General features: G+C 54.3%; 12 protein-coding genes. 2 read left to right on the plus strand and 10 right to left on the minus strand.

Annotation, left to right across the window (positions count from 1 at the left end):
- Positions 1-4 precede the first annotated feature (4 nt).
- The 7 genes from VN12_RS24300 to VN12_RS24330 form a co-directional block, all read right to left on the minus strand.
- The gene (locus tag VN12_RS24300; protein WP_240491257.1) at positions 5-379 is read right to left on the minus strand and encodes a response regulator; all 375 of its coding nucleotides are present in this window, start codon (positions 377-379) and stop codon (positions 5-7) included.
- Positions 379-2,454, minus strand: a complete 2,076-nt coding sequence (locus VN12_RS24305; protein ID WP_146679488.1) for a hypothetical protein — start codon at positions 2,452-2,454, stop codon at positions 379-381. Before VN12_RS24305 ends, VN12_RS24300 begins: the two co-directional genes overlap by 1 nt.
- Entirely contained in the window at positions 2,451-4,862 is a 2,412-nt protein-coding gene (locus VN12_RS24310; RefSeq protein WP_168164622.1) for an ABC transporter substrate-binding protein, read from the minus strand. Before VN12_RS24310 ends, VN12_RS24305 begins: the two co-directional genes overlap by 4 nt.
- An 8-nt stretch (positions 4,863-4,870) precedes the next feature.
- On the minus strand, positions 4,871-8,254 hold the full coding sequence (locus VN12_RS24315) for a PQQ-binding-like beta-propeller repeat protein (protein ID WP_146679490.1): 3,384 nt from the start codon (positions 8,252-8,254) through the stop codon (positions 4,871-4,873).
- 3 nt (positions 8,255-8,257) lie between these two features.
- Positions 8,258-9,169 (minus strand): biopolymer transporter ExbD, encoded by a 912-nt coding sequence (locus tag VN12_RS24320; RefSeq protein ID WP_146679491.1) that lies wholly within the window; start codon positions 9,167-9,169, stop codon positions 8,258-8,260.
- Positions 9,170-9,172: 3 nt separating this feature from the next.
- Positions 9,173-9,661, minus strand: a complete 489-nt coding sequence (locus VN12_RS24325; RefSeq protein ID WP_146679492.1) for an ExbD/TolR family protein — start codon at positions 9,659-9,661, stop codon at positions 9,173-9,175.
- A gap of 75 nt (positions 9,662-9,736) precedes the next feature.
- The gene (locus tag VN12_RS24330) at positions 9,737-10,399 is read right to left on the minus strand and encodes a MotA/TolQ/ExbB proton channel family protein (protein ID WP_146679493.1); all 663 of its coding nucleotides are present in this window, start codon (positions 10,397-10,399) and stop codon (positions 9,737-9,739) included.
- 356 nt (positions 10,400-10,755) lie between these two features.
- On the opposite strand from VN12_RS24330, the gene VN12_RS24335 reads away from it, so the two are divergent.
- Positions 10,756-11,463, plus strand: coding sequence for a zinc ribbon domain-containing protein (locus VN12_RS24335; RefSeq protein ID WP_146679494.1), 708 nt, complete (start codon positions 10,756-10,758; stop codon positions 11,461-11,463).
- Between the two features lie 396 nt (positions 11,464-11,859).
- Positions 11,860-12,720 carry a hypothetical protein gene (locus tag VN12_RS24340; protein ID WP_146679495.1) on the plus strand — a complete coding sequence of 287 codons (861 nt, stop codon included), beginning with the start codon at positions 11,860-11,862 and terminating at the stop codon, positions 12,718-12,720.
- 31 nt (positions 12,721-12,751) lie between these two features.
- Here the strand turns inward: VN12_RS24340 and VN12_RS24345 are convergent, their stop codons facing one another.
- The 3 genes from VN12_RS24345 to VN12_RS24355 all read right to left on the minus strand — a co-directional run bounded on the left by VN12_RS24345 (position 12,752) and on the right by VN12_RS24355 (position 19,089).
- Positions 12,752-14,245 carry a PQQ-binding-like beta-propeller repeat protein gene (locus tag VN12_RS24345; RefSeq protein WP_146679496.1) on the minus strand — a complete coding sequence of 498 codons (1,494 nt, stop codon included), beginning with the start codon at positions 14,243-14,245 and terminating at the stop codon, positions 12,752-12,754.
- A 147-nt stretch (positions 14,246-14,392) separates the two neighbouring features.
- Positions 14,393-16,861: a hypothetical protein gene (locus tag VN12_RS24350; protein WP_146679497.1), complete on the minus strand. Its 2,469-nt coding sequence runs from the start codon at positions 16,859-16,861 to the stop codon at positions 14,393-14,395.
- Between the two features lie 32 nt (positions 16,862-16,893).
- A complete protein-coding gene (locus VN12_RS24355; protein ID WP_146679498.1) occupies positions 16,894-19,089 on the minus strand; it encodes a hypothetical protein in 2,196 nt (731 codons plus the stop codon).
- Positions 19,090-19,131: the final 42 nt, after the last annotated feature.

A 19,131-nucleotide genomic window follows, 5' to 3' on the forward strand; every position in this document is an offset into this window, starting at 1 on the left:
TCTGCTATTTGCGATCAAGAAATCGAGACAGGCGTTCCTGCGTGTCCATCTCCTGATATTGTAGCTTGCCAAACCCGTATTCGGCACCCAGCGCCACGGCGGCTTCTTGATGTTCCGGGTAGTTTGTGATGATCATCACCGGGATGTTGGACAAATCGGGATCCGCCTTGATCGCCTTCAGAATCTCGACACCGTCCGAATAGTCGATGTCTAGCTTGCGATTGATGAGTACCAAGTCGACTCCCCCTTTTTTGAGGATTTGGAGGGTATCGGAGAGCGCATCGGCCCGAAGGACTTGGACATCGTAACGAGCGGAAAGCATGGAACGGATTGCTGCGTGGTCGGGATTGCAGTTTCCAACGTCGAGAACGGTCTTCATTATTTTGCCTCGTTCACTTTGTTTTCTAGATCTCGCAACAAATCGTCCTGGAGCCATTGCTGCATAATCTTACGAGTCGAATCCACCATTTCATCAATTTTCTTCTGCAAAACGGGACCGACGCGACCCCGCGATTCATCGGTTGCTCGTCTTTGAACAGACTCGATCTGCTCCGACATTCGCTCGTAGTTCTTAATCCTTTTAAGATCTTCCAAAACGGTTTGCGCTTCCGATACCTTTCCTTCCTTGAGCTTGGCATTGACGCGCGACTCCAAAATCTTACGTCGGACAACCAAGTCGAGGACTTCGTTTTGCAGCCCCTTCAGGAAGGCTTCGGTTTCCAAACGTCTGCGATCGTCGGGCAATTTGGCTTCATCCACTGGATAGAAACCCGTGACGATTGGCAATCTCGCTAGAAGCGTGTCACCGTTTTTCACATAGTACAAATAAAGCGGGACATTGATCTGCACTTCCCCCTTCGGAGGCTTGGACGGCGCTTTTGGTGCATTCTCGTCCGTTGCACCTGTCGCCTCAGGGGCAGGCTGTGGATATTCGGGTGGAGGAACGCTTTCGGATACGATCTTTCTCGCTTCGGAGATTCCAGGATTGCGACTGTTTGCTGGGATTTCGTAACGGATCTTAGGAGGCGTTCCATTCGTCAAAGGGAGCACTCCGCGCCAATCGGTCCTTCCCACCATGACCAAGTCATCGCTCCCAGGCGTTCGCAAATAAACCTCGGCTCCTGGAACCGATCGGGGGGCGACGTTTTGTGGCATCCCAAACGGCGGCCTGAATTTCAGATGAAGTTCCGATTCCGGGTACTTGGTGGTCACTTTCAGCCCCAGTCGTTGCGTTCGCCGATTCTTGGCGGCCGTCAACGCACCGCGACTAGCCGCGAAGATCGCTCCATAATATAGGGACGTCTTATCAATCTTCTCCGTCGCCGCAATAAAGGTAAATGGCATCGCTTGGAGCACGGTCGGATTGCCGTTCATGTCGTCCCGACGGATAAACGGGATGACGACATCTCCCAATCCGATTTGAGCGGGATGGGATTCTCCTGTGATGAGGCCCGCCGCGCGGACTCGCATGGTCGCACTGAAGTTATCCGTTTCTTCGATCCGAACCATAGGCGTGAAACTCGCTCGCAATAATCGAGCAATGCTACCGCCAAGATCCTGAGGCCGTAGCACGCGTTCCGCTCCGAGATCACCCATTCGGCGAACTAACGAGTCCATTTCCTTGGTGCGCACGCGGTAAGCACCGTCGACCAAATCGATCGCCACCATGTAGATCTTGTCATAGTCTCTGAGCAGTGCCTCGGGCTGCCACGGCAATCGTGCGGGTATGGATCGCGAGACTTCACGAACCGCAGCAAGTTCCGTCTTGGGGACCAATGCAGCTACGATCTCTCCTTCATCCAGAGCTCGCTTCAGCGAATCCAAATCACCCGAGAATGGTTGCAGCTTTTCCGAAAACTTCTTCCACTTCTCGTCGGACTCAAAGGGAGCAACTTCACGTTTCAGACCCGTAAAGGGAAGGGGCAGGACATGGAACGCATTGATGCGCTCGACGGCGGATTCAAACGTTCTCACGCTGAGAAGACTCGCAGCCCGCGCGGCTGCATCCTCGAGCTCCTTGATTTGCTCCTTGGTCAACTTCAGCCGCTTCGCCTCTTCCTCGGCGGTGAGTTTCACAGGAGGAGGGGGAGGATTCAGTTCAAGAAACTTCGCTTTGGCCGCATCCGACTTACCGACAACGAGTGTCATCTCCCTCGCTAGGACTTGATTGACCGTTAACTCGTCTATCCGGTAGAGAACGGAACCATATAAAGAGTCGGGAGTCGATTGAACCCGGATGCTCCAGGTGCCACCAAAGTCCGCTTCGCATCGCTTTTGGATCTGCTGATACAGGTCCAATTCGGCGTTTTGGTCCAGTTGCAAGCTAGGCGAAAGACTCACCCAAACATTCACGCGATAAGGAGAAAACTCCCATACCTGACTCTGTCCGTTCGCATTCCACGAGCAGACGAGCATCGCAAGGGATGCCATCCATAGACTTCGAATCGGGATCATCGGACTTGGATCCTCCATTTTTGCACGTCTTGGTAGAGTCCGATCGGTCGCTTCGCAACTCCCTGGATTTCGGTCCTATATGCGAATGTCTCACTCACTTGCCAAAGTGGGAGGACAGGAAGATGGGCAGCGACGAGCGCATGCAAATCTTGGCATCCCTCCCGAACCTCGCGCCAATTTCTGGCTGCATTGAGTTTCCCAAGGGCTTGAACGATGTATTGATTATTCGTTTCCGCTGGACCGCCCACCCCAAACAAACGCTCGGCGTCTGTCACAGGCTCCCAAAGAGCTGCAGACATGTAGAGGATATCGATCGAATCGTCCTCCAGTCTTGGTAGCTCGTCGTAGACAACCAGCTTTCCATCCACCCCGATGATTTTCCAGGCTTGCAATATCGCTTGACCAGCCACCCGTGCGGCTTCAAAGTTCGGGACGCCCAACCGGATGACAGGTAATTTAGGAGCGGGTTCTTTTCGCTTGGCCGCTCGCGATGTTTGGTTCGCTTGCGACAACATTACTAGTACCGTTGCCGTTCTTGGATCGTAGGGCGGTTCCTCGACAGAGAGATTGTACGCATAAGCGAGCGCATCGGTCTCGCTTGCACCTGCTGGAAATGGGCCTGAAATAAGTCGATCGACAGGGCTAGGTTTCCCGCCCAAAATCTCGTCACTCAGAATAGCGGATCGATTGATTGCGTAGAGCAAAGCGCGACGAAATTCTCGGTCTTCGAAAAATGGTCCCTTTCCGCGCGGAACCAACATGTGCACCATAGGGAGCGCGTAGGGTTCGGTTTTGATGTATCGATAACCGCCCAGCCGTCGAGCGTCCGCAGGAAAGAGACGATCGATGAATTCGAGTTCCCCTTTTAGGAGATCGTTGATCGCTTGATTGGGATCTTCGTAATAGACCTCTTGGATTTCTCTCGGCTGAAAATCGGCTGCATCCGATTCGCCTATCCACTCAAACCGCTTCCTGTTGTCTTCCTCCGATTTCAATTGGTAGATTGTGCGGACGAAGCTTTGCTCCCCCTGTTTCGGCAACTGCCACTGCATCATGGCTTGGGGCAAGACGTGAGGTTGTCGCAATCGAATCCTCAGCCTCTCCGGTCCCAAGACCGAGACCGATTCAAAAATGGATGCCCAACCGGGGACGTACAGTGGGTGGCCGATGTTGGCTCTCTGCAGTAGAGCTTGCGATAGAAACAGGCTATCGGGGACTGTCGAGCTATCGACATTTTGTAGGGTAAGGTCCAGCTGCATCCGGTCGTCACTATGAACTGCATTTCCGTAACTGAATTGGTAGATCCCCCCTTCGGGCCCTGTATTTCGGAATGAGAAAACGGGAGTCGAAGTCAACTGGCCCAAACGGAATGCGGGCCAATCTGCCAAAGCGGCCGTATCCGGCTTCGATGCTCGCTGAAATACGCCGACTCGTACGAGTGGGAACTCTTTGATGAGCTCATTCAGAAATTCCTTGCCCCCCTCCAGCTCTGGTTCAATTTCCAGCATCCTAACAGCGGCTTGCCTCGCACGGCCGTAATCGCCCGCTTGTCGAAATTCGGTCGCACTCTTGCGATATGTCTCCGCCAGCTCTTGAAATCGAGACTTCGCTTTCGCGACCATCGGAAGCTTACCCGGGTATTCCTTGTCCAATCGAAGGATCATCGAGCGAGCCACCCCGAGTTCGTTTCGGGCAAACAGGTCGTCGATCAATTTCGCGGCGACCGAGGAGATCGCTGTCTGCACATCTTCAGTTCTGAAGTTGGGAAACCGTCGTTGAAGCTCTTCCAAGGCCGCGAGGGTGTGAGGGAGGTCGCCCGAGGAAGCCATGTCTCTCGCGGAAGAAAAAAGAAACTCCTGGTGCAACGTTTGCACATTTGAAGACTGTGGGTAATTATCGCGCAAGTAAACCAGATGCTCGAACGCTTCGGCGTAATCTTTGTTGGCCAGCAGCTTTTTGGCACGGTCCAGGACCAGTTCTTCCCAAAGGATTATTTTGGAAATGTCTTTCCATTGAATCTCGTAGAGGCGTCCTGGAAACAGGTTCAGGACACAACGCAGTTTCTCCGCAGGCTTTGGAGAGCTAGGAACTTTTCGGTCAGGCAAGTCGAGTAAATTGACTTGAACGCTTTTGCCTCCATGCTCAGCCGTTACCACGATGACATCGAACGGGGGTGCGTCCAAGACCGATCCCGTCACACCGATCTCCTCCAATACTTGATCGAGCGATTGTGCCACGCATGGATTGCTGAGGGCCATCAGCGCGAGCATCCCACTTATCAGCAGCCAACTTCGTTCGATCAAGATTCCATGAATCCGTCGAAGCGTACTTCGAGTGCCGTTGAAGAACCCTTGCAACGGCTTCGATAGAGAGTGGGATGGCGATTCCATCAATGTCAGGTTTGGCATATTCATCATCACTCGTTCGCGCTCGGTACAGGAACAGCGATTACAGTCCCTTCGTCACCGGCGACCACGGCTGCGTTCCCCTCAACGATCGGTGCAAGATAAACGGGCTCGCCAATCGTGGTCTTGCCAGCAATCTTTCCTTCCGTAGGGGAGATTCGAAGCAAGTCACCCGTGGCCGTTCCAATCAACAGATCGCTCCCGACGATCGCAGGTCTGCCACGCAACTGGATTCGATCCAGATTGATGGCCCATCGCTTCTTCCCCTTGTCGTCAGCAGCTACAAGTCCTTCAATTTCGCTGTACGCGAGAACCAAACTCACTTCACCGGATTGAACCGAATACGGCCCCCAAGCAAACCGACCCTCCATTGGAAGCGACGCAAAGAGCTTTAACTCGATGCCATCGAAGAAATCCAACTGGTCTCCGGCGTCATTAGTGCTTACCGCGACGACAGTATTGTTCAATACCGATAGGCGACCTTTCAGCTTCCGATCGAGATCTTGCTGCAATATGGTCCGCAACTGCTTTCCAGTCGACAGCTTGTAGATACTCCGCGCTTCATCGGCGATAACGATACTCTGCTTGTCAGGTAGCAGGACTGGATTCAACCAACGCGGTTGCTCTCCGGCTGAAATCGTGGGTTGGAATGGAACCCCCACGATTTGTGCATTGTCTGGATCGAGCAACACAAGTTGGGAATTGGTAAGAGGGACCACCACCAAATTGCCAACCGCGATAGGATCATTGGCCGCCGTGGCTCCGCCGAAGTCGATGGACACCAGTCTGCTTACACCCCGCGAACGAGATGGATCGATCAAGAGCAATTGATTCTCCTTCTCGGCATTGAAGACGACCAATTTGCCATCTTGTAGAGTCACCGAAGAGATAAACTTCATCAATCGTTGGTTTCGTCCAAAGTTTTCGATTTGGGATACCGGAGAGGGATTGGTGAATTGTTCGGGGGTAAATTGGTAGACCGCCCCTTGAGCCGTCAACGCGGTCCATCGCGACGCGTCCCCCGCGAGCGCGGTTACGGGCACGCCTACATCGGTCTCCCAATTCAACTCGCCCGACTGCGCATTGATGCTTGCCACACGGACTCCCAAATTGCCACGCACCATGCGTGCATGAATAACCGAATTCCCTGCTTGAATCGGCTTGGCGACGAACGAGTCTCCGTCTTCCTTCTGCCACGACCGGTTCAATTTCTGGCTGCTCACTTGGATTTGATACAAGCCGATTCGGTTGGATGCTAAATAGAGATCCGTCCCGATCATCAAAGGCCAATTCACGATCGGATTGGTCTCTTTCTCGATCGAGCCAGCCATCTTTTGAACTTTCTCGCGATTGCTCGATACATCGACTTCAAAGATTGCGACCTCGCCGAGATTGGTAGTCACGACAAAGCGCCGACCGTCGACCTGGGGATCTACAACAAAGTGCCCCTTGAAGCGAATAGGAATCTGACCGCTCGGTTGGATATTCAATCCCTCATCGTTGGTCGTGTATACCTTGAGGTAGGAATAGTCGGGACCGGTGTTCTCAAAGACCATCAGGTGATTGAGGACCCAGATTGGAGCGATGGCAATGGTACCTGGGTTGTGACCAATGTATTCGACTTCCTCACATTGACCGCCGGCTCTCGTAAACGCATAGAGATTGGAATGGTCGCCGACGACATAGCGCATGCGTTTTCCGAACGCTCCCCCCATGGGTACATCAGCTCCCTGCGGAACTTTTTTTCCCCAGCGGACCGTACCCGTGGCGGCGTCTAAACAATAGGCTTGGCCGTCTTGTGTCGAAACAAAAAGATCGTCGCCATCGATTTGTGGGCGGTGAACTTTGCTGGAGAATTTTGCTTCCCAAACGAGACTGCCATCGTCGGCTTTCAGTCGTTGAACCGAGTTATTCTCAGGGAAGTGGACAAGCACGTCGCTATCTCCCGTGGAGCTGATCGATTGAGGTCCACCGGTCCAATCGTAACCAATAAACTTCCGCCACAGAACCGAACCATCTCCCGATCGTAGCGCGACCAACGATCCCTTTAGCTTGAAAAATACCGGCTCGGTATCACTCGCATTACCTTGCCCATTTCGATTCGTAAAAACAATACGCCGAACCGAAGTGGGGGCCCCTTCTTCGGTTGATAGAACAGGTGGTTGGGAAACCGATTGAACAAGATCCTTTTGGAGCAAGGTTGCTGCAGCTAACAACTCGTTTAGCCGTTTATCGGTTTCGAGAACGGGGTATTTGCGGACCAGGTCTCGGCGGGTTGTATACGTCTTGTTAACTTCCTTGGCCTCATTCGATTTGGTCATCGAGTCGATAGCCACGAGCAGATCCTGGCCTCGTTGAATGTCGCGTGCGGCGCGCGATTGTCCTTCCTCGATTCCTTGGATGCGAAGCGAATTCTGCGTTCGTTCTTGAGGACCGATGTAACGTGGGTCGCGAATGAGAGCCATGTGCTCGGAAAGTCGATCGAGCAGTTTCTGCCGTTCCTCTAGTGACTCCGTGTTATCGATGCGAGAAAGAAACTTGTCGGCAATACGAAGCAGCATGTCCGACATGTCGGGCCGAAGAACACCCACCGCATCCTCCCCCGCGATCGTGGGGAGCAATTCCTGGGCGCGAGTTGCGGCAGTGCTGGGGTCGGCAACCTTTTCGGCATCCTCTCGAATGGTCGCGAGAACTGCCCGCACCTTCGCTTCGCTCGCTCGATCGTCCCTAGGGAATTTGTACGCAAAGTCGGTGAATAATTTCGCGGCGGTCTCGTAGTCTCGGGCTTCGTACGTCGATTCCGCGCGATCGAATGCTTCTTTTGCTGTTCCTTGTGTCACCCACCAGAGCAAGGGGACCAGCGCGACCAGCAATAGCAGTAGAAAGAAACCAACGCCCAGGATTCGAAATGACTCCCACGCGCTTTTCGTAGGAGTTCCGCCAGATATGACTCGCTTTGGAAAATCATCGACATCCAGATCCGATCGACTCACGGGAGCGGAGGTCGCTACGATCTCGACTGGGGTTTCATTCTCGTCCGATTCGCTTCCGTCCTTGGAATCCGAAACGACTTCGACGTCGACTTCGTCCATGTCATCCGGCAACAGATCTTCGACCGAATCGTGGTCGTTGGGGACGGGGCTATCGATGGGCCGTCCGCCTCGCAATGCCGTAGTCGGATCGTTCGCGGATCGATCGAGCGTCTCGTTCAACTCGGTGATCAGCTTGGTCGCTTGAAAACGCGTCAACTGTCCGTTCTCCACCAAAAGCTTTGCGATCGCTTCTGGGGTTACCCGAACCTTGGACGTTTCGACCTGACGGTAGAGCTCTTGGATGATCTCCGGATCGAGCAGTCCACGACTTTCAAGCAAACGAATAAAAGCAGTTGCTGCCATCGACTATTGAAACTCCTCGACCACTTGAACCTGAAAATTCGTGAATCCTTTGTCCCGTCCCGCATCCAAGGCAGCAACAACCGCAGCATGGATGCAATCGACATGGGCCTCGATCATGAGTTTGAGTTGGTCCTCATTTGCCCCTGTCGCCACCTCTGCCCTCGCGTCGGAAAGCGCGAGCAACAGATCCTGTTTGCTACTGGCCTCGCGCTCATCCCCTCCCGGCAAAATAATTGTGTATCCATTGAATTCATCGATCTGAACTCGAACCAAATCGAAAACAGGCGGAGGTTCGGTCGCCATGGCTGCGTTGTCCGAAAGGGGCGGTGGCTCCTCAAACACTTTCTCTTTGCTGAAGGAAGCTGTGATCATGAAGAAGATAAGAAGCAGAAATGTGACATCGACCATCGGGGTCATGTCCATATCATCTTTCGGTAGCTCCTTTTTGGGAAAGGAGATCTCGTCGAATTCGTCCTCCCCATCGGACTGCGACGCCTGTTCACGCTCTAGTTCTAAGCTGACTTCTTCTAAGCTACCCAGCAGCAAACTGCTACCGCGCGAAGTCGCAACTGGAATGCGATTCGTCTCGGATACTTTCGGAGCCGAATCCAGTACCAGCTCCGCGACCTCGATCTCCTCGGCCTCGATTCCATCTGCTCCCGTTGCGTCGGCCAACTCAACGGGCTCCAGAAACTCCTCGTTCGAGGCCGTGATTCGGTCCAAATCTACCGTTCCGTTTGCGTCGCCACGGGATTTAGCGATGGACTCGGGGGCAACGTTTTGTTTTGATTCCAGTTGATTGCCCGAGACCGTGATGCTTCCACTGCAGTGGGGGCACCGGATCTCTCGACCTGCCAATCGGTTGTTGACGGATAGAGAGGATTGACATTGAGGGCATATAAGTCGAATCGACATCGATTAAAGCGCCTCCGAAACGGCAATGTTGATCAATTTATCTTCGCCAATCACCTCGCCAATTGCTTGCTTCACTTTGTTCAATTGACCCGAGGTAACGTTTCCTTCTGCGCGGATGAGTACCTCGGTCTTTCGCCCCGATTCCAACTCGATCTGTACGTATTCGCTAATCTCCGCCGCTTGCTGTTCTGGATCATCCGAGAAAAGGGTTCCGTCCCCGCGGGCTACGATTGGGGCCTCGCCGGTCCCCCGCGTAACGATGACCGAAACGCAGGCTTTGCTAGGCACCGTTGTGCCGTGTTTCGCAGGCGGAATGTCGTAGGTCTTCTCGCCGGTCATCTTCGAGGTGAGGATGAAGAAGATCAGAAGCAAGAATGTCAAATCGATCATCGGGGTGATATCCATCTCGTCGTCCATGGGAGGACGAGGTGGCATCTGTACATCCTCAGGTGCAGATTCCTGTTCGAATGTAAATTCGACGCTGCTGGACATGGATTCTCCTGGAGTCACCAAGGAACGAAATCAACTCGAATGCAAACGAGATACGGAAGTACTCTTCTGCATTCGCTAAGCGCTCTGGCGACCGGAGCGATGTTCTTTCTCCACTCCAACCTTAAATGCCTCGAGGAATCGAGCCAAACCCGATCCGACGAGATCCTGCATGTGGCGAATGCGGTTTGTGATCGTTGCCATGCACATCACCAAAGGAATCGCGATCGTCAAACCGATGGCGGTTGTTTCCAATGCGGTACGAATGTCCTGCGCCAAATCCGACGGGCTCACGTTGGCGGCCGTCGACAGCTTTCCGAACGCACCCATCATCCCAACGACTGTACCGAACAATCCCAACATCGGCGCTGTCTTGATCACCGTTACAATCCACGCGATGTTGTAATCCAAGTCCGCGATCACATCCCGTTGAAAACGATCCAACGTCAACTGTCTCGTTTTGTTGAACCCGAAAATGCGGTTCTTGACAGCGTATGCCACCATCATAGGAAGAGCACGCTGATCCCCTTCGCAGGCTTGAAGAACGGCGTCGAAATCGCCGCGGCGCAGATCGCCCTCGATCGATTCAAGAAAAGCGTCCTGAGCCGCCTCGGTTTTGAACCGTTTCCGATTCACGCGGGAGAGAACCAATACAACGTAGTAGGCACCCCACAAAGCCACTGCAGCTAGCGCGACGTACGAAGCCTGACCAACCAGGTCAAATACCTTGCTTGCATCCATTGATTTGTTGAACCTTGACGAGAACGAGTTCTGAAGCGTTTGGGAGGGGAGAGCCCCTACGCTGGCCTGTGACGGTCACGACCAATTCCCACGGTGTTTCACCATGGTCTTCGACACTCACTCGTCTATGATAGTCTTTCGGATTCCGTTTGAGGACAGGTCTTGTTGAGAATCTCACCGCATCGTGGCCTTCACCGGTTTTCAACGTGGTGTGGGCGAATACCCTTTCAATCGATCAACACCCGATACTTGGCTCCATAATCTCGCTCGAAACAAGTCAGATCTCATTGTCTCTGCAAGGTTTTCTGGTTTAATGGCTTCCCGTTTTTGATTGGGTATGACTTGAGGGGGGTAGCATGAGCGTTTCCGATTCCGTGGTGCGAAATCTTCACCATCGCTTGAACCATATTGCGGAACTTGAAAGTCAGATCGCTCGCGGTCCTCGCATGGTCCAGTCCGCACAATTGCAACTCGATGCGTCGGTCGAAGCGCTTCAAAAGTGCAAGAACACCATCCGCGAACGCCGCATGGACGCAGATCGAAAGCAGCTTCAACAAAGGGAACGCGAGAACAAAATCCAAGATCTCGAATCCAAAATGAACGCTTCGAAAAACAACCGCGAGTACCAGATGCTCAAGGACCAAATCGCGGCCGACAAACAAGCGACAAGCGTTCTTTCCGATGAGATCTTCGAAGCGCTCGAGGAGGTCGATGCTCTCCAATCCTCCACGATCGAGTTAGAGGAGCGAGTCAAACTGGCCGAGGCGGAAAAAGCGAAGGTCATGGCGAACGTTGAGAAACGACTCGTGGATTTGCGCCAGGATCTGCAAAAAGCCAACCAGGATTTGGCGGCGATCGTATCTAGCCTACCGCAGGATTTCGCGAAGGATTACCAAAGGCTTGTCTCGGCCCGCGGTCCCGATGCTCTCTCCGAACTCGATGGTCAATCCTGTGGCGGCTGCAATACCAATCTCACGCCAGGAATTCTTGACAAGCTTCGCATGGGTAGGCCGACGATTTGCCCTAGCTGTGGCCGCATGCTTTATCGCGCAGAAAACGCATAATCGTCGGGGCCTATTCTGATTCTCCCTTTCCCTAGCCTTTGCGGTTATCTATAGTTCATCCGTGCTACTTGGAAATGAGTAGCACTTTAAGCCTCCGGTCGTTTTTCCGGCTGAGGGACCATCATTTTGCGTTGGCCTAGATCGCAACAGGCGAGTGCAGTAGCACGCTTGATCTTCGCCAGTCTCGCAGCGGCTCCGTGTCGTGCCGCAAACGGTCGGAGGATTTATCTGCATTACAAAAGGGCCAGCGGTTTCCGCTGGCCCTTTTTTTTACAACAGCTGACTCCATGCCCGGTGAAGCCTCTGCCAGGGTTGCAATCGCATCACTCTATTGGCTACGATCCCGCGGCCCGCCTGTTCCCCCACTACCCGCCCTCGAAAGGCTCTGCGCAATTCATGAAGATCGCCATTTCCTTCGCCCTGTTGTTCTCTCTTCTCTCGATGCCTTTCGCGTCTGGCGAAGAGATTCGGTGGAAGTTCGTCGCGGGCGAACGTTGGGCCATGGAGTCGGAGCAATCGACAGAAATGCAAATAGGCGATGATGAGTCCGAGAAGATCAGCTTGCAGCAAACGCTGACGTGGCAAGCCTCGGTCGAACAAGTCTCCCAGGACGGAACCGCAACGGTCTCTCAAGAGCTGGTTCATGCCAAACTAACGGTACGATCCGTTCGCGGTGAACAAAGCTTCGATTCCAAAGCATCGCCAAACGGGACCAACAATCCCTATTGGAATCCAACCCGAGCCCAATTAGGAAGGCAGGTTCGAACGCAGATTCGACCGACGGGAGAAGCGATCGAGATTCCGCCTTCGGGCGAATCGGCTGGTGCGACCGAAGCGCATCCGGTTTCCTATTCCAATCTGCTCGGTACAAATCATTCTTCATTCAGCACGCCTGGTGTTGGTATCCAGTTTCCGAAAAACGAAATCGAGATTGGAAGGCCATGGAACATTCAATCCAAATGGAATCTGGGCGACGATGAAGTGCTCGTCGATTCCACCTACCAATACGTTGGCACCGAAGTGATCGGCGCCACGACGCTCGATAAATTCAAATCGTCCACCGGAGCTCGATTCGCAAGCGCTTCCGCACAAGCCAAGATCACCAAGCAAGATTTTGCTGGAACGATTTGGTTCGATCGCCAATTAGGAAAAGTCACTCGCCTCGAGAGCGCTCAAGAACTCATAATCGCTGTCCCTGGCTCACCTCACCAGAGGCTGCTGCAATCGATGGAACTTCGATTGGTTCCCGTTCGCTGATCCTCGCCACCCCATCCAAGACCGAAGCAAATCAGGGATTGCCGAATGGATCGTCTCCAGCCGGAGTGACAGGTGCGGGTTCTGTCCCAAATGTGCTGCTCGCATCTCCCGGTGATACACTCTCGACAGGTTCGGTCGGTTGAGGCTCCCCGGCAGCCTCCTTTTTAGGAGCCGCTGGGACCAAGAGTGTTGGCTGCTCAGCCTGCGGTTCGCGCAAACAGCTCACTTTCCCTTTCGCGTCAACGAGGTAGAGCCTATCGGTAGTGGAGTTAGGTACCGGTGTGGCCATCCCGACGAAGATCTTCGACACAATTTGCTGCTTCGCAATGTCGATGGTCACTAAATTTCTCGCAGTGTCGATCGCGAAAACATGATGGGTGCTGACATTCAAGACAGTTTGGATTCCTTGCAATGGTACCGACCAAATGGAATCTCCCGTCTCCAGATTTAACGCAAATAGCAACCCATCCTCGGAAACAATCGTTACTAGGTCTTTACCCAGTACAGGAGATTGATTGCTGGTCGTGCCCAATTTCACTTTCCAAGCAATCGGGTGGATCCTGTCGGTCGTGCATCGTGTCACGACACCTTCCTGGGTGATGAAAAGATAACCATTCGGTGTGATGACAGGAGATGCTGGAATCTCAGATGTCGCAATGGCCGATGTCCACAGGATAGGGGGATCCTGCAATTTGGAGATCACCAGTTTGTTTTGCATTGGCCAAGCGAGAAATTCTCGATCGGGAGTCACCGCTAGCCCAAGCCGATTTTCGCTGCCGATGCGCAAGACTACAGGAGCTGCGTCGGACGAGAGGATGTCGTACAAAACGAGCCTTCCTCCCACCGATGGGATGGCAACTTTTCCTTTGATTGGGAGAGGTGCCCCGGTTGCTATCTGGCTCAGCTTTCGTTTAGCAATCGTATTCCCAGTGAGAAGGTCGTAGACAAAATACTCTCCACCATTTACCGCGACGACATACTCGTCCGACACTCCCGGTCCGAGCATCGTCCGACGGAAGTGGGGCAATTGATTCCTCCACAAAACGGACCCGTTCTCCGCGTCCATGGCGCAGACGACCCCGGTGGAGCTGATGGAGACGGCATAAATCTGTTGAGGATTCTCTGACTGCAACTCGACGTTACGTCCGATGCGTTGGTAGATCTTGGCTAATTGATCGGCTTTGACCCTAGCACCTTCCATTCCCAGTCGAGGAACTTTCTCCGATCTCTTCCCTTCTAGTATTGACGTTTCCAACGCCTCGTCGTTGATTTCGTCTCCGCGAAAGGATGCGAGAACGCGTCCATTGTCCACCAAACGAACGATCTCTCTCTTCTTAGTGGAATGGGGCCAGATAACGAAGGACTTCTCGCCGTTTGCTAAGGCCGAGCCACCGATGTTGCCCTCCCAATGCAGGGTAAGCTGGCTGTTGCTCAGCGCTTGATCGCTCCATTGACCTGTTCCCACGCCGGCGGAAACAACCAGGATGGCCAGTGCAGATAGGAAGTGAGATATGCTCGATTTCATGGGAACTTTTTCAATGAAGTTGCTCAAGGCGTACTAGTATTTTAACTTGCAGAATGCGAGAACCGAAACAAAAAAGGCCAACCCGGGGTTGGCCTTTTCTCATGGATCGTTGCTGCGATTCAGACAGCACGAATTCTCTCACTCGGATCAATATCCGGCGCCTCCGCCCATTCCTGGGCCACCCATGCCGGGCCCGCCCATTCCGGGACCTCCAGGACCAGACCCGCCGGGACCACTTCCTTCGGCACCGTAACCCGACCCGGTTCCAGCTGCGCCGCCCATTCCGGCTCCCAATGGCCCAATGGCGGGCTCGTCCGGTTTTACAGCGCCGTTGTAATCGGTGTAATCCTCGAATTCACGCCCGACGACAATCTGACCTGTTTTGGCGTCAAAGCAGACCACTTCACCACCTGCGAGCAACTCGTCCTTCGATGTGGATGCACGCAGCGGAGTCCCTCCTCCGACATCGAGAACCGTTACTAACACGTTCGGCAGCACGATGTTGACCTTGGGGCCGACCTCCTCTCGAATCTTCTTAGGAATTTTCAGGACCTTTAGCGTCGGGTGCACAAACTCGTAGCCTTCTTTATTTGGCTTGTGGGTCCCCGCGATAATGTGACCGCGTGTTACGGGTTGCGAATCCTTGATCGCGAAATTGATGGTCCCTACATTGTTGAGTGTGACCAACTCCGTTTTAGTCGGCCGACTTTCTACTTGCTCACCCGACTCCAGCCGGATCAACGAAGGCTTTTCAACCTCGCCGGCAAAGACTGGGGTGGGGGCAGCTGCCAGAATTGGATCGGAGGGAGCCGACCAAGGCGACAGTCGTTCGCTCTTTCGCTTGTTCCCCTTCGTCTTGTCGGGAACTACTTTCATCTTTAGATCTTGAACTCGGGACATGGCGTCCGGTTTCAAATTCATCGTCTTGGGAGCGTGAATTTCGAATTCAGGGAAATTTGGGTCATACATCATCAACCGAACACGATAACGATACGACTTGCCCGCTTCTGCGGTCGGGTCGAAGAATCGAACTAGTTTGTACTTCGTGCTTGGCAATTTAGTAGGTAGCTGCATACCGAGCCCGGCTGTGCCTCCCATACCGCCATACGAGCCTCCCAGCCCGCCTTCTCCACCATAACCCGAACCGGAGCCTTCTGCCCCATACCCGCCCGAGCCATATCCGCTGCCGGAACCTTCCGCGCCGTATCCACCGGAACCGTACCCGCTACCAGCCATTTCGGATCCATAGCCGGACCCGCTTCCCATTTCGCTACCTCCCATTCCGTAGCCCGACCCACCGGCCATTTCGCCGCCGTAGCCGGATCCGCTTCCGTACCCACCCATTTCGGAGCCGTAACCGCCAGCTCCGTAACCTCCCGAACCGTAACCGCCCATCCCGAAGCTTCCAGTTTGACCAGGGGCGCCTTCGTCGTCACGGATCAGTTCTGGAATGTCGGATGGGATATCCGGGTGGCTGCACATCGGCCGATAGTCCATAAGGAGCACCGGCGGAATCGGCATCGTGATGTTGGCATGAGTCCAAACCGGGTTATTCACCTCCTTGCAAGTTCCGATAAACTCCTTCGCCTTTTCCTTAAACGCTTCGGAACCTGCAGCATCGACGGTTTTCCAAGCATCGTCAGGAATGTCTGTGGCATCCGAAGTCACTTCGACTCGCTGTACTTCGAACCCTTGGTAGTAGGGTGTATCGCGCCGTTCGATATACTCGGGAACATCCGCGAACTCCTTCGAATAGTTCTTTTCCAAGTCTTGGTGTTCGACAATTGCCGTGACCACGATCGCGTTGTAATTCGAGGTTGGAACGACGTAACGGTTGGTTTTCGCTTCTTGCGGAGTCGGAGGCTTTGGAAACGCAGCTTGGGGATTCGTGATCATGCCAAGCTTGTACCCCCTGTCGTAGCCGGGGCTCAAAAACCGCTTGGTGGGGATATTGCCAGCCAAGCCCGTACCGGTGCCCGACCCTCCCGACCCTGGATAACCGGAGCCAGATCCTGGGTAACCGGATCCGGAACCTTCGGCTCCGTATCCACCCCCGGATCCTCCTTCCATTCCCCCATATCCACCCTGTCCCATGCCAGGATTGCCACGACCGCGGCGAGGAGGCTGCTTTTCTTCCGGTTTTTTGGCGTCTTGCAGGCTCTCGAACGGATCTGAAGGACGTCGTCCTGGGATCGGAGCCGAGAAAAATTGTCCCTGAAGCTTGATCGGGGCCTTCAGTTCGGGATCGCCCCGGCGAGCGGCCATTCCGGGTGGTTCTTTCCAAATACGGCTTACATAGTTGCCTGCCTGTACTTCGCCCCGGGTTTCGCTAGCGATTCGTGCGTAGCTGACATTCGTGACTCGTTCCGGCTCAGCCTCTTTGATCTGTTCCCAGTGATCCTGCGAAATAGCGCTGGCCAATGTCGACTCCGCCTTCTTCTTCAGATCCTCCGGAGACTTCGAAGCGGAAAACTTTTGCCCTGAAAACCCAAGAAAAACCAGAGTAAGCGACAGTGCTGCGATCAACGCAAACACAATTTTCTCCGCATGGAAGAGGAGAAACTCTTTGGCATTGAAGCCCTTGCCGGCATTCGAACTTTTCTTTTTCTTCGCCACGATTGAACTCCGATTCTAAGCTTCAAAAGATTCTAGTTGGGTTGAGCGGGCTGGCTGGCTCCTGCGCCAGTCCCTGGATCCGACGAGCCCGACGTCCCGGGCGCGGCCGCTGCGGGATCCGATGGCGGGGCAGCCGGGTCCGAGGCAGGATCTGTGCTGTTTTCGGGGGTTCCAGATGCCGGGGCGCCGGAAGCTGGGGGATTTGCCGGCGGTGCTGCCGCTGGATCAGCAGTGGGTGTCGCAGGATCGGCGCCCGGGTTGGCCGGGGCCGCGTTCGCAGGATCCGTTCCCGCAGGAGGTGCCTGTGAGGGCGTTGCGGGCTCGGTTGCAGCGGGCTGGGTTGCAGGATCAGCCGATGCTGCTGCACCTCCATTGGTTGCTGGGTCCGTGCCGCTGGCCTCAGGACTACCCGTTTCGGATCCCTCGACGGCATCCAGTTTTTCCACTCCCAACAAACTCATATTGCAGGGGTTGTAGAAGTAGATCAATCCAAAGATTTCGACAGGTATTTCGGTGTTCTCCGGTTTGAGACCTGGCAAGTTGCCCATTTGCCCTGCTCCGTAACCACCGCTTCCGTAGCCACCGGAACCGCTTCCGCCGTAACCGCTTCCGCCGTAACCGTCTGCGCCATAACCATACCCGCCGGAGCCGCTTCCTTCGCTTCCGTAGCCGCTACCACCTTCCATGCCCATGCCGCCCTCGGATCCCATTCCGAGTCCGCCCAAGCTACCGCCGGGGCCTCCTGAACCGTATCCACCGGATCCGTATCCGCCCATGCCACCAGCCGCCTCAGGGGCTGCAGCGGTGTTGAGGCGAACCTGATAAACTTCCAACATGAATGGGGCGTTTCCGCATTCGCTGATCAAACGATGGACCTTGCTCCTCTCCATCTTGACTCGCAATCGAATCGGGATTCGTTTTGCGACAGAGTCGACCGCGTTGTCTGGGCTGACGTTTTCTCGGACCGAGGTCCGAACATCTACCCCTTTCCGAGGTTGAAAGAACGTCTCGGTCGCGAAGCTGATGTAGCGATTGTCGGCGGGATCGATTGCCGCGCGACCGGTCGACATACCAGGCATCCCCGGTTCGCCGCTACCAGCCTCCATCTCCGTTCCATATCCACCCATTTCTCCGGATCCCGAATCACCCGATCCAAATCCGCTGCCGCTATCGAGGCCGGATTCTCCGCCCATTCCGTAGCTACCACCGGGCCCCCCCATTCCCATTCCTGTGCTGCTCCCCATGATGGTTCCTGCATCACGGCTCGCATGCTTTCCGAAACGAATAAACTCGATCTCCTTGACCACAGCCTGGAAGTTCTCCCGAGCTTCTCCGTTCGTCTTTTTGATGATTTCCATGATATTGGTGAGCAGCCAAATATCTTCCTGGGTGTAATAGATATCCAGGATAGAGGGGGTCGCATTGGGGCTATACCAGGGGACCATTTGATTCAACAGTGTCTGTTGGGAGGTCGCGCTCCAGCGCACAACGTCGGTGGATGCCGGACGGGTTACTGCGGATCCATAGCCCCCTTCTCCGCCGTATCCTCCCTCACCTCCTAGACCGCCGAGTCCACCGGGGCCGCCAATACCACCCGGTCCGCTAGACCCCTCGGAGCCATAGCCCCCGGCTCCGGGGTAACCGCCGGACCCTTCCGCCCCATATCCTCCCGAACCGTAACCGCCCCCTCCCCCCGCAGGGGTGATGGCGTCCATCTTTGCCTTCCATTCGGTCCCGATGATCTTGGTCACATTCTGAAACGTGGGGCCAATGTAGTCGCGATAGATGCGTCGATCGGATTCGGTGACACGGGCAGCGTCTCCCTCAAGCGTTTCGATCGGGAAATCGATAAACTTCTCGACGGGTCGGAAGCTGCGGAAAATATTCGCAATCTCTTTGCTCTTGAAGGCCTCATCGGGCCACTTCATCAGATCCAATTGCAGCGAATACTGCATATCCCACGCTTGCTCGACGTCCTTCTCCATCACTTGGAGGATCTCTTCCATGCGTCGATGGGACTCTGCATTGGGGTGCGTCGCGATTTTTCCACTGACGTTCTGGACCTCCGAATACTTCGCGTCGATGGCGCTGACTCTCGCCGATATCTCTTTCGAAATACTCATCGCCGTCATGGTGAAGACCACGGCAGCTAAAATCAGAATCAGGCTGGACAGAATCCAGAACTGATGCTTGAGGACTGGAGCAAGTTGTTTTTTCAGTTTATCCATGGCATGGTCGCCTTTTGATTTGACTCAGATTCTCAAGTGCTA

Source organism: Pirellula sp. SH-Sr6A (genome assembly GCF_001610875.1).
GTDB lineage: Bacteria > Planctomycetota > Planctomycetia > Pirellulales > Pirellulaceae > JBKCUI01.

Excerpts from the sequence above, each read along its gene's own strand:
- VN12_RS24300 (WP_240491257.1), bottom strand. The coding sequence starts at position 379 with ATGAAGACCGTTCTCGACGTTGGAAACTGCAATCCCGACCACGCAGCA.
- VN12_RS24305 (WP_146679488.1), bottom strand. The coding sequence starts at position 2,454 with ATGATCCCGATTCGAAGTCTATGGATGGCATCCCTTGCGATGCTCGTC.
- VN12_RS24310 (WP_168164622.1), bottom strand. The coding sequence starts at position 4,862 with ATGCCAAACCTGACATTGATGGAATCGCCATCCCACTCTCTATCGAAG.
- VN12_RS24315 (WP_146679490.1), bottom strand. The coding sequence starts at position 8,254 with ATGGCAGCAACTGCTTTTATTCGTTTGCTTGAAAGTCGTGGACTGCTC.
- VN12_RS24320 (WP_146679491.1), bottom strand. The coding sequence starts at position 9,169 with ATGTCGATTCGACTTATATGCCCTCAATGTCAATCCTCTCTATCCGTC.
- VN12_RS24325 (WP_146679492.1), bottom strand. The coding sequence starts at position 9,661 with ATGTCCAGCAGCGTCGAATTTACATTCGAACAGGAATCTGCACCTGAG.
- VN12_RS24330 (WP_146679493.1), bottom strand. The coding sequence starts at position 10,399 with ATGGATGCAAGCAAGGTATTTGACCTGGTTGGTCAGGCTTCGTACGTC.
- VN12_RS24335 (WP_146679494.1), top strand. The coding sequence starts at position 10,756 with ATGAGCGTTTCCGATTCCGTGGTGCGAAATCTTCACCATCGCTTGAAC.
- VN12_RS24340 (WP_146679495.1), top strand. The coding sequence starts at position 11,860 with ATGAAGATCGCCATTTCCTTCGCCCTGTTGTTCTCTCTTCTCTCGATG.
- VN12_RS24345 (WP_146679496.1), bottom strand. The coding sequence starts at position 14,245 with ATGAAATCGAGCATATCTCACTTCCTATCTGCACTGGCCATCCTGGTT.
- VN12_RS24355 (WP_146679498.1), bottom strand. The coding sequence starts at position 19,089 with ATGGATAAACTGAAAAAACAACTTGCTCCAGTCCTCAAGCATCAGTTC.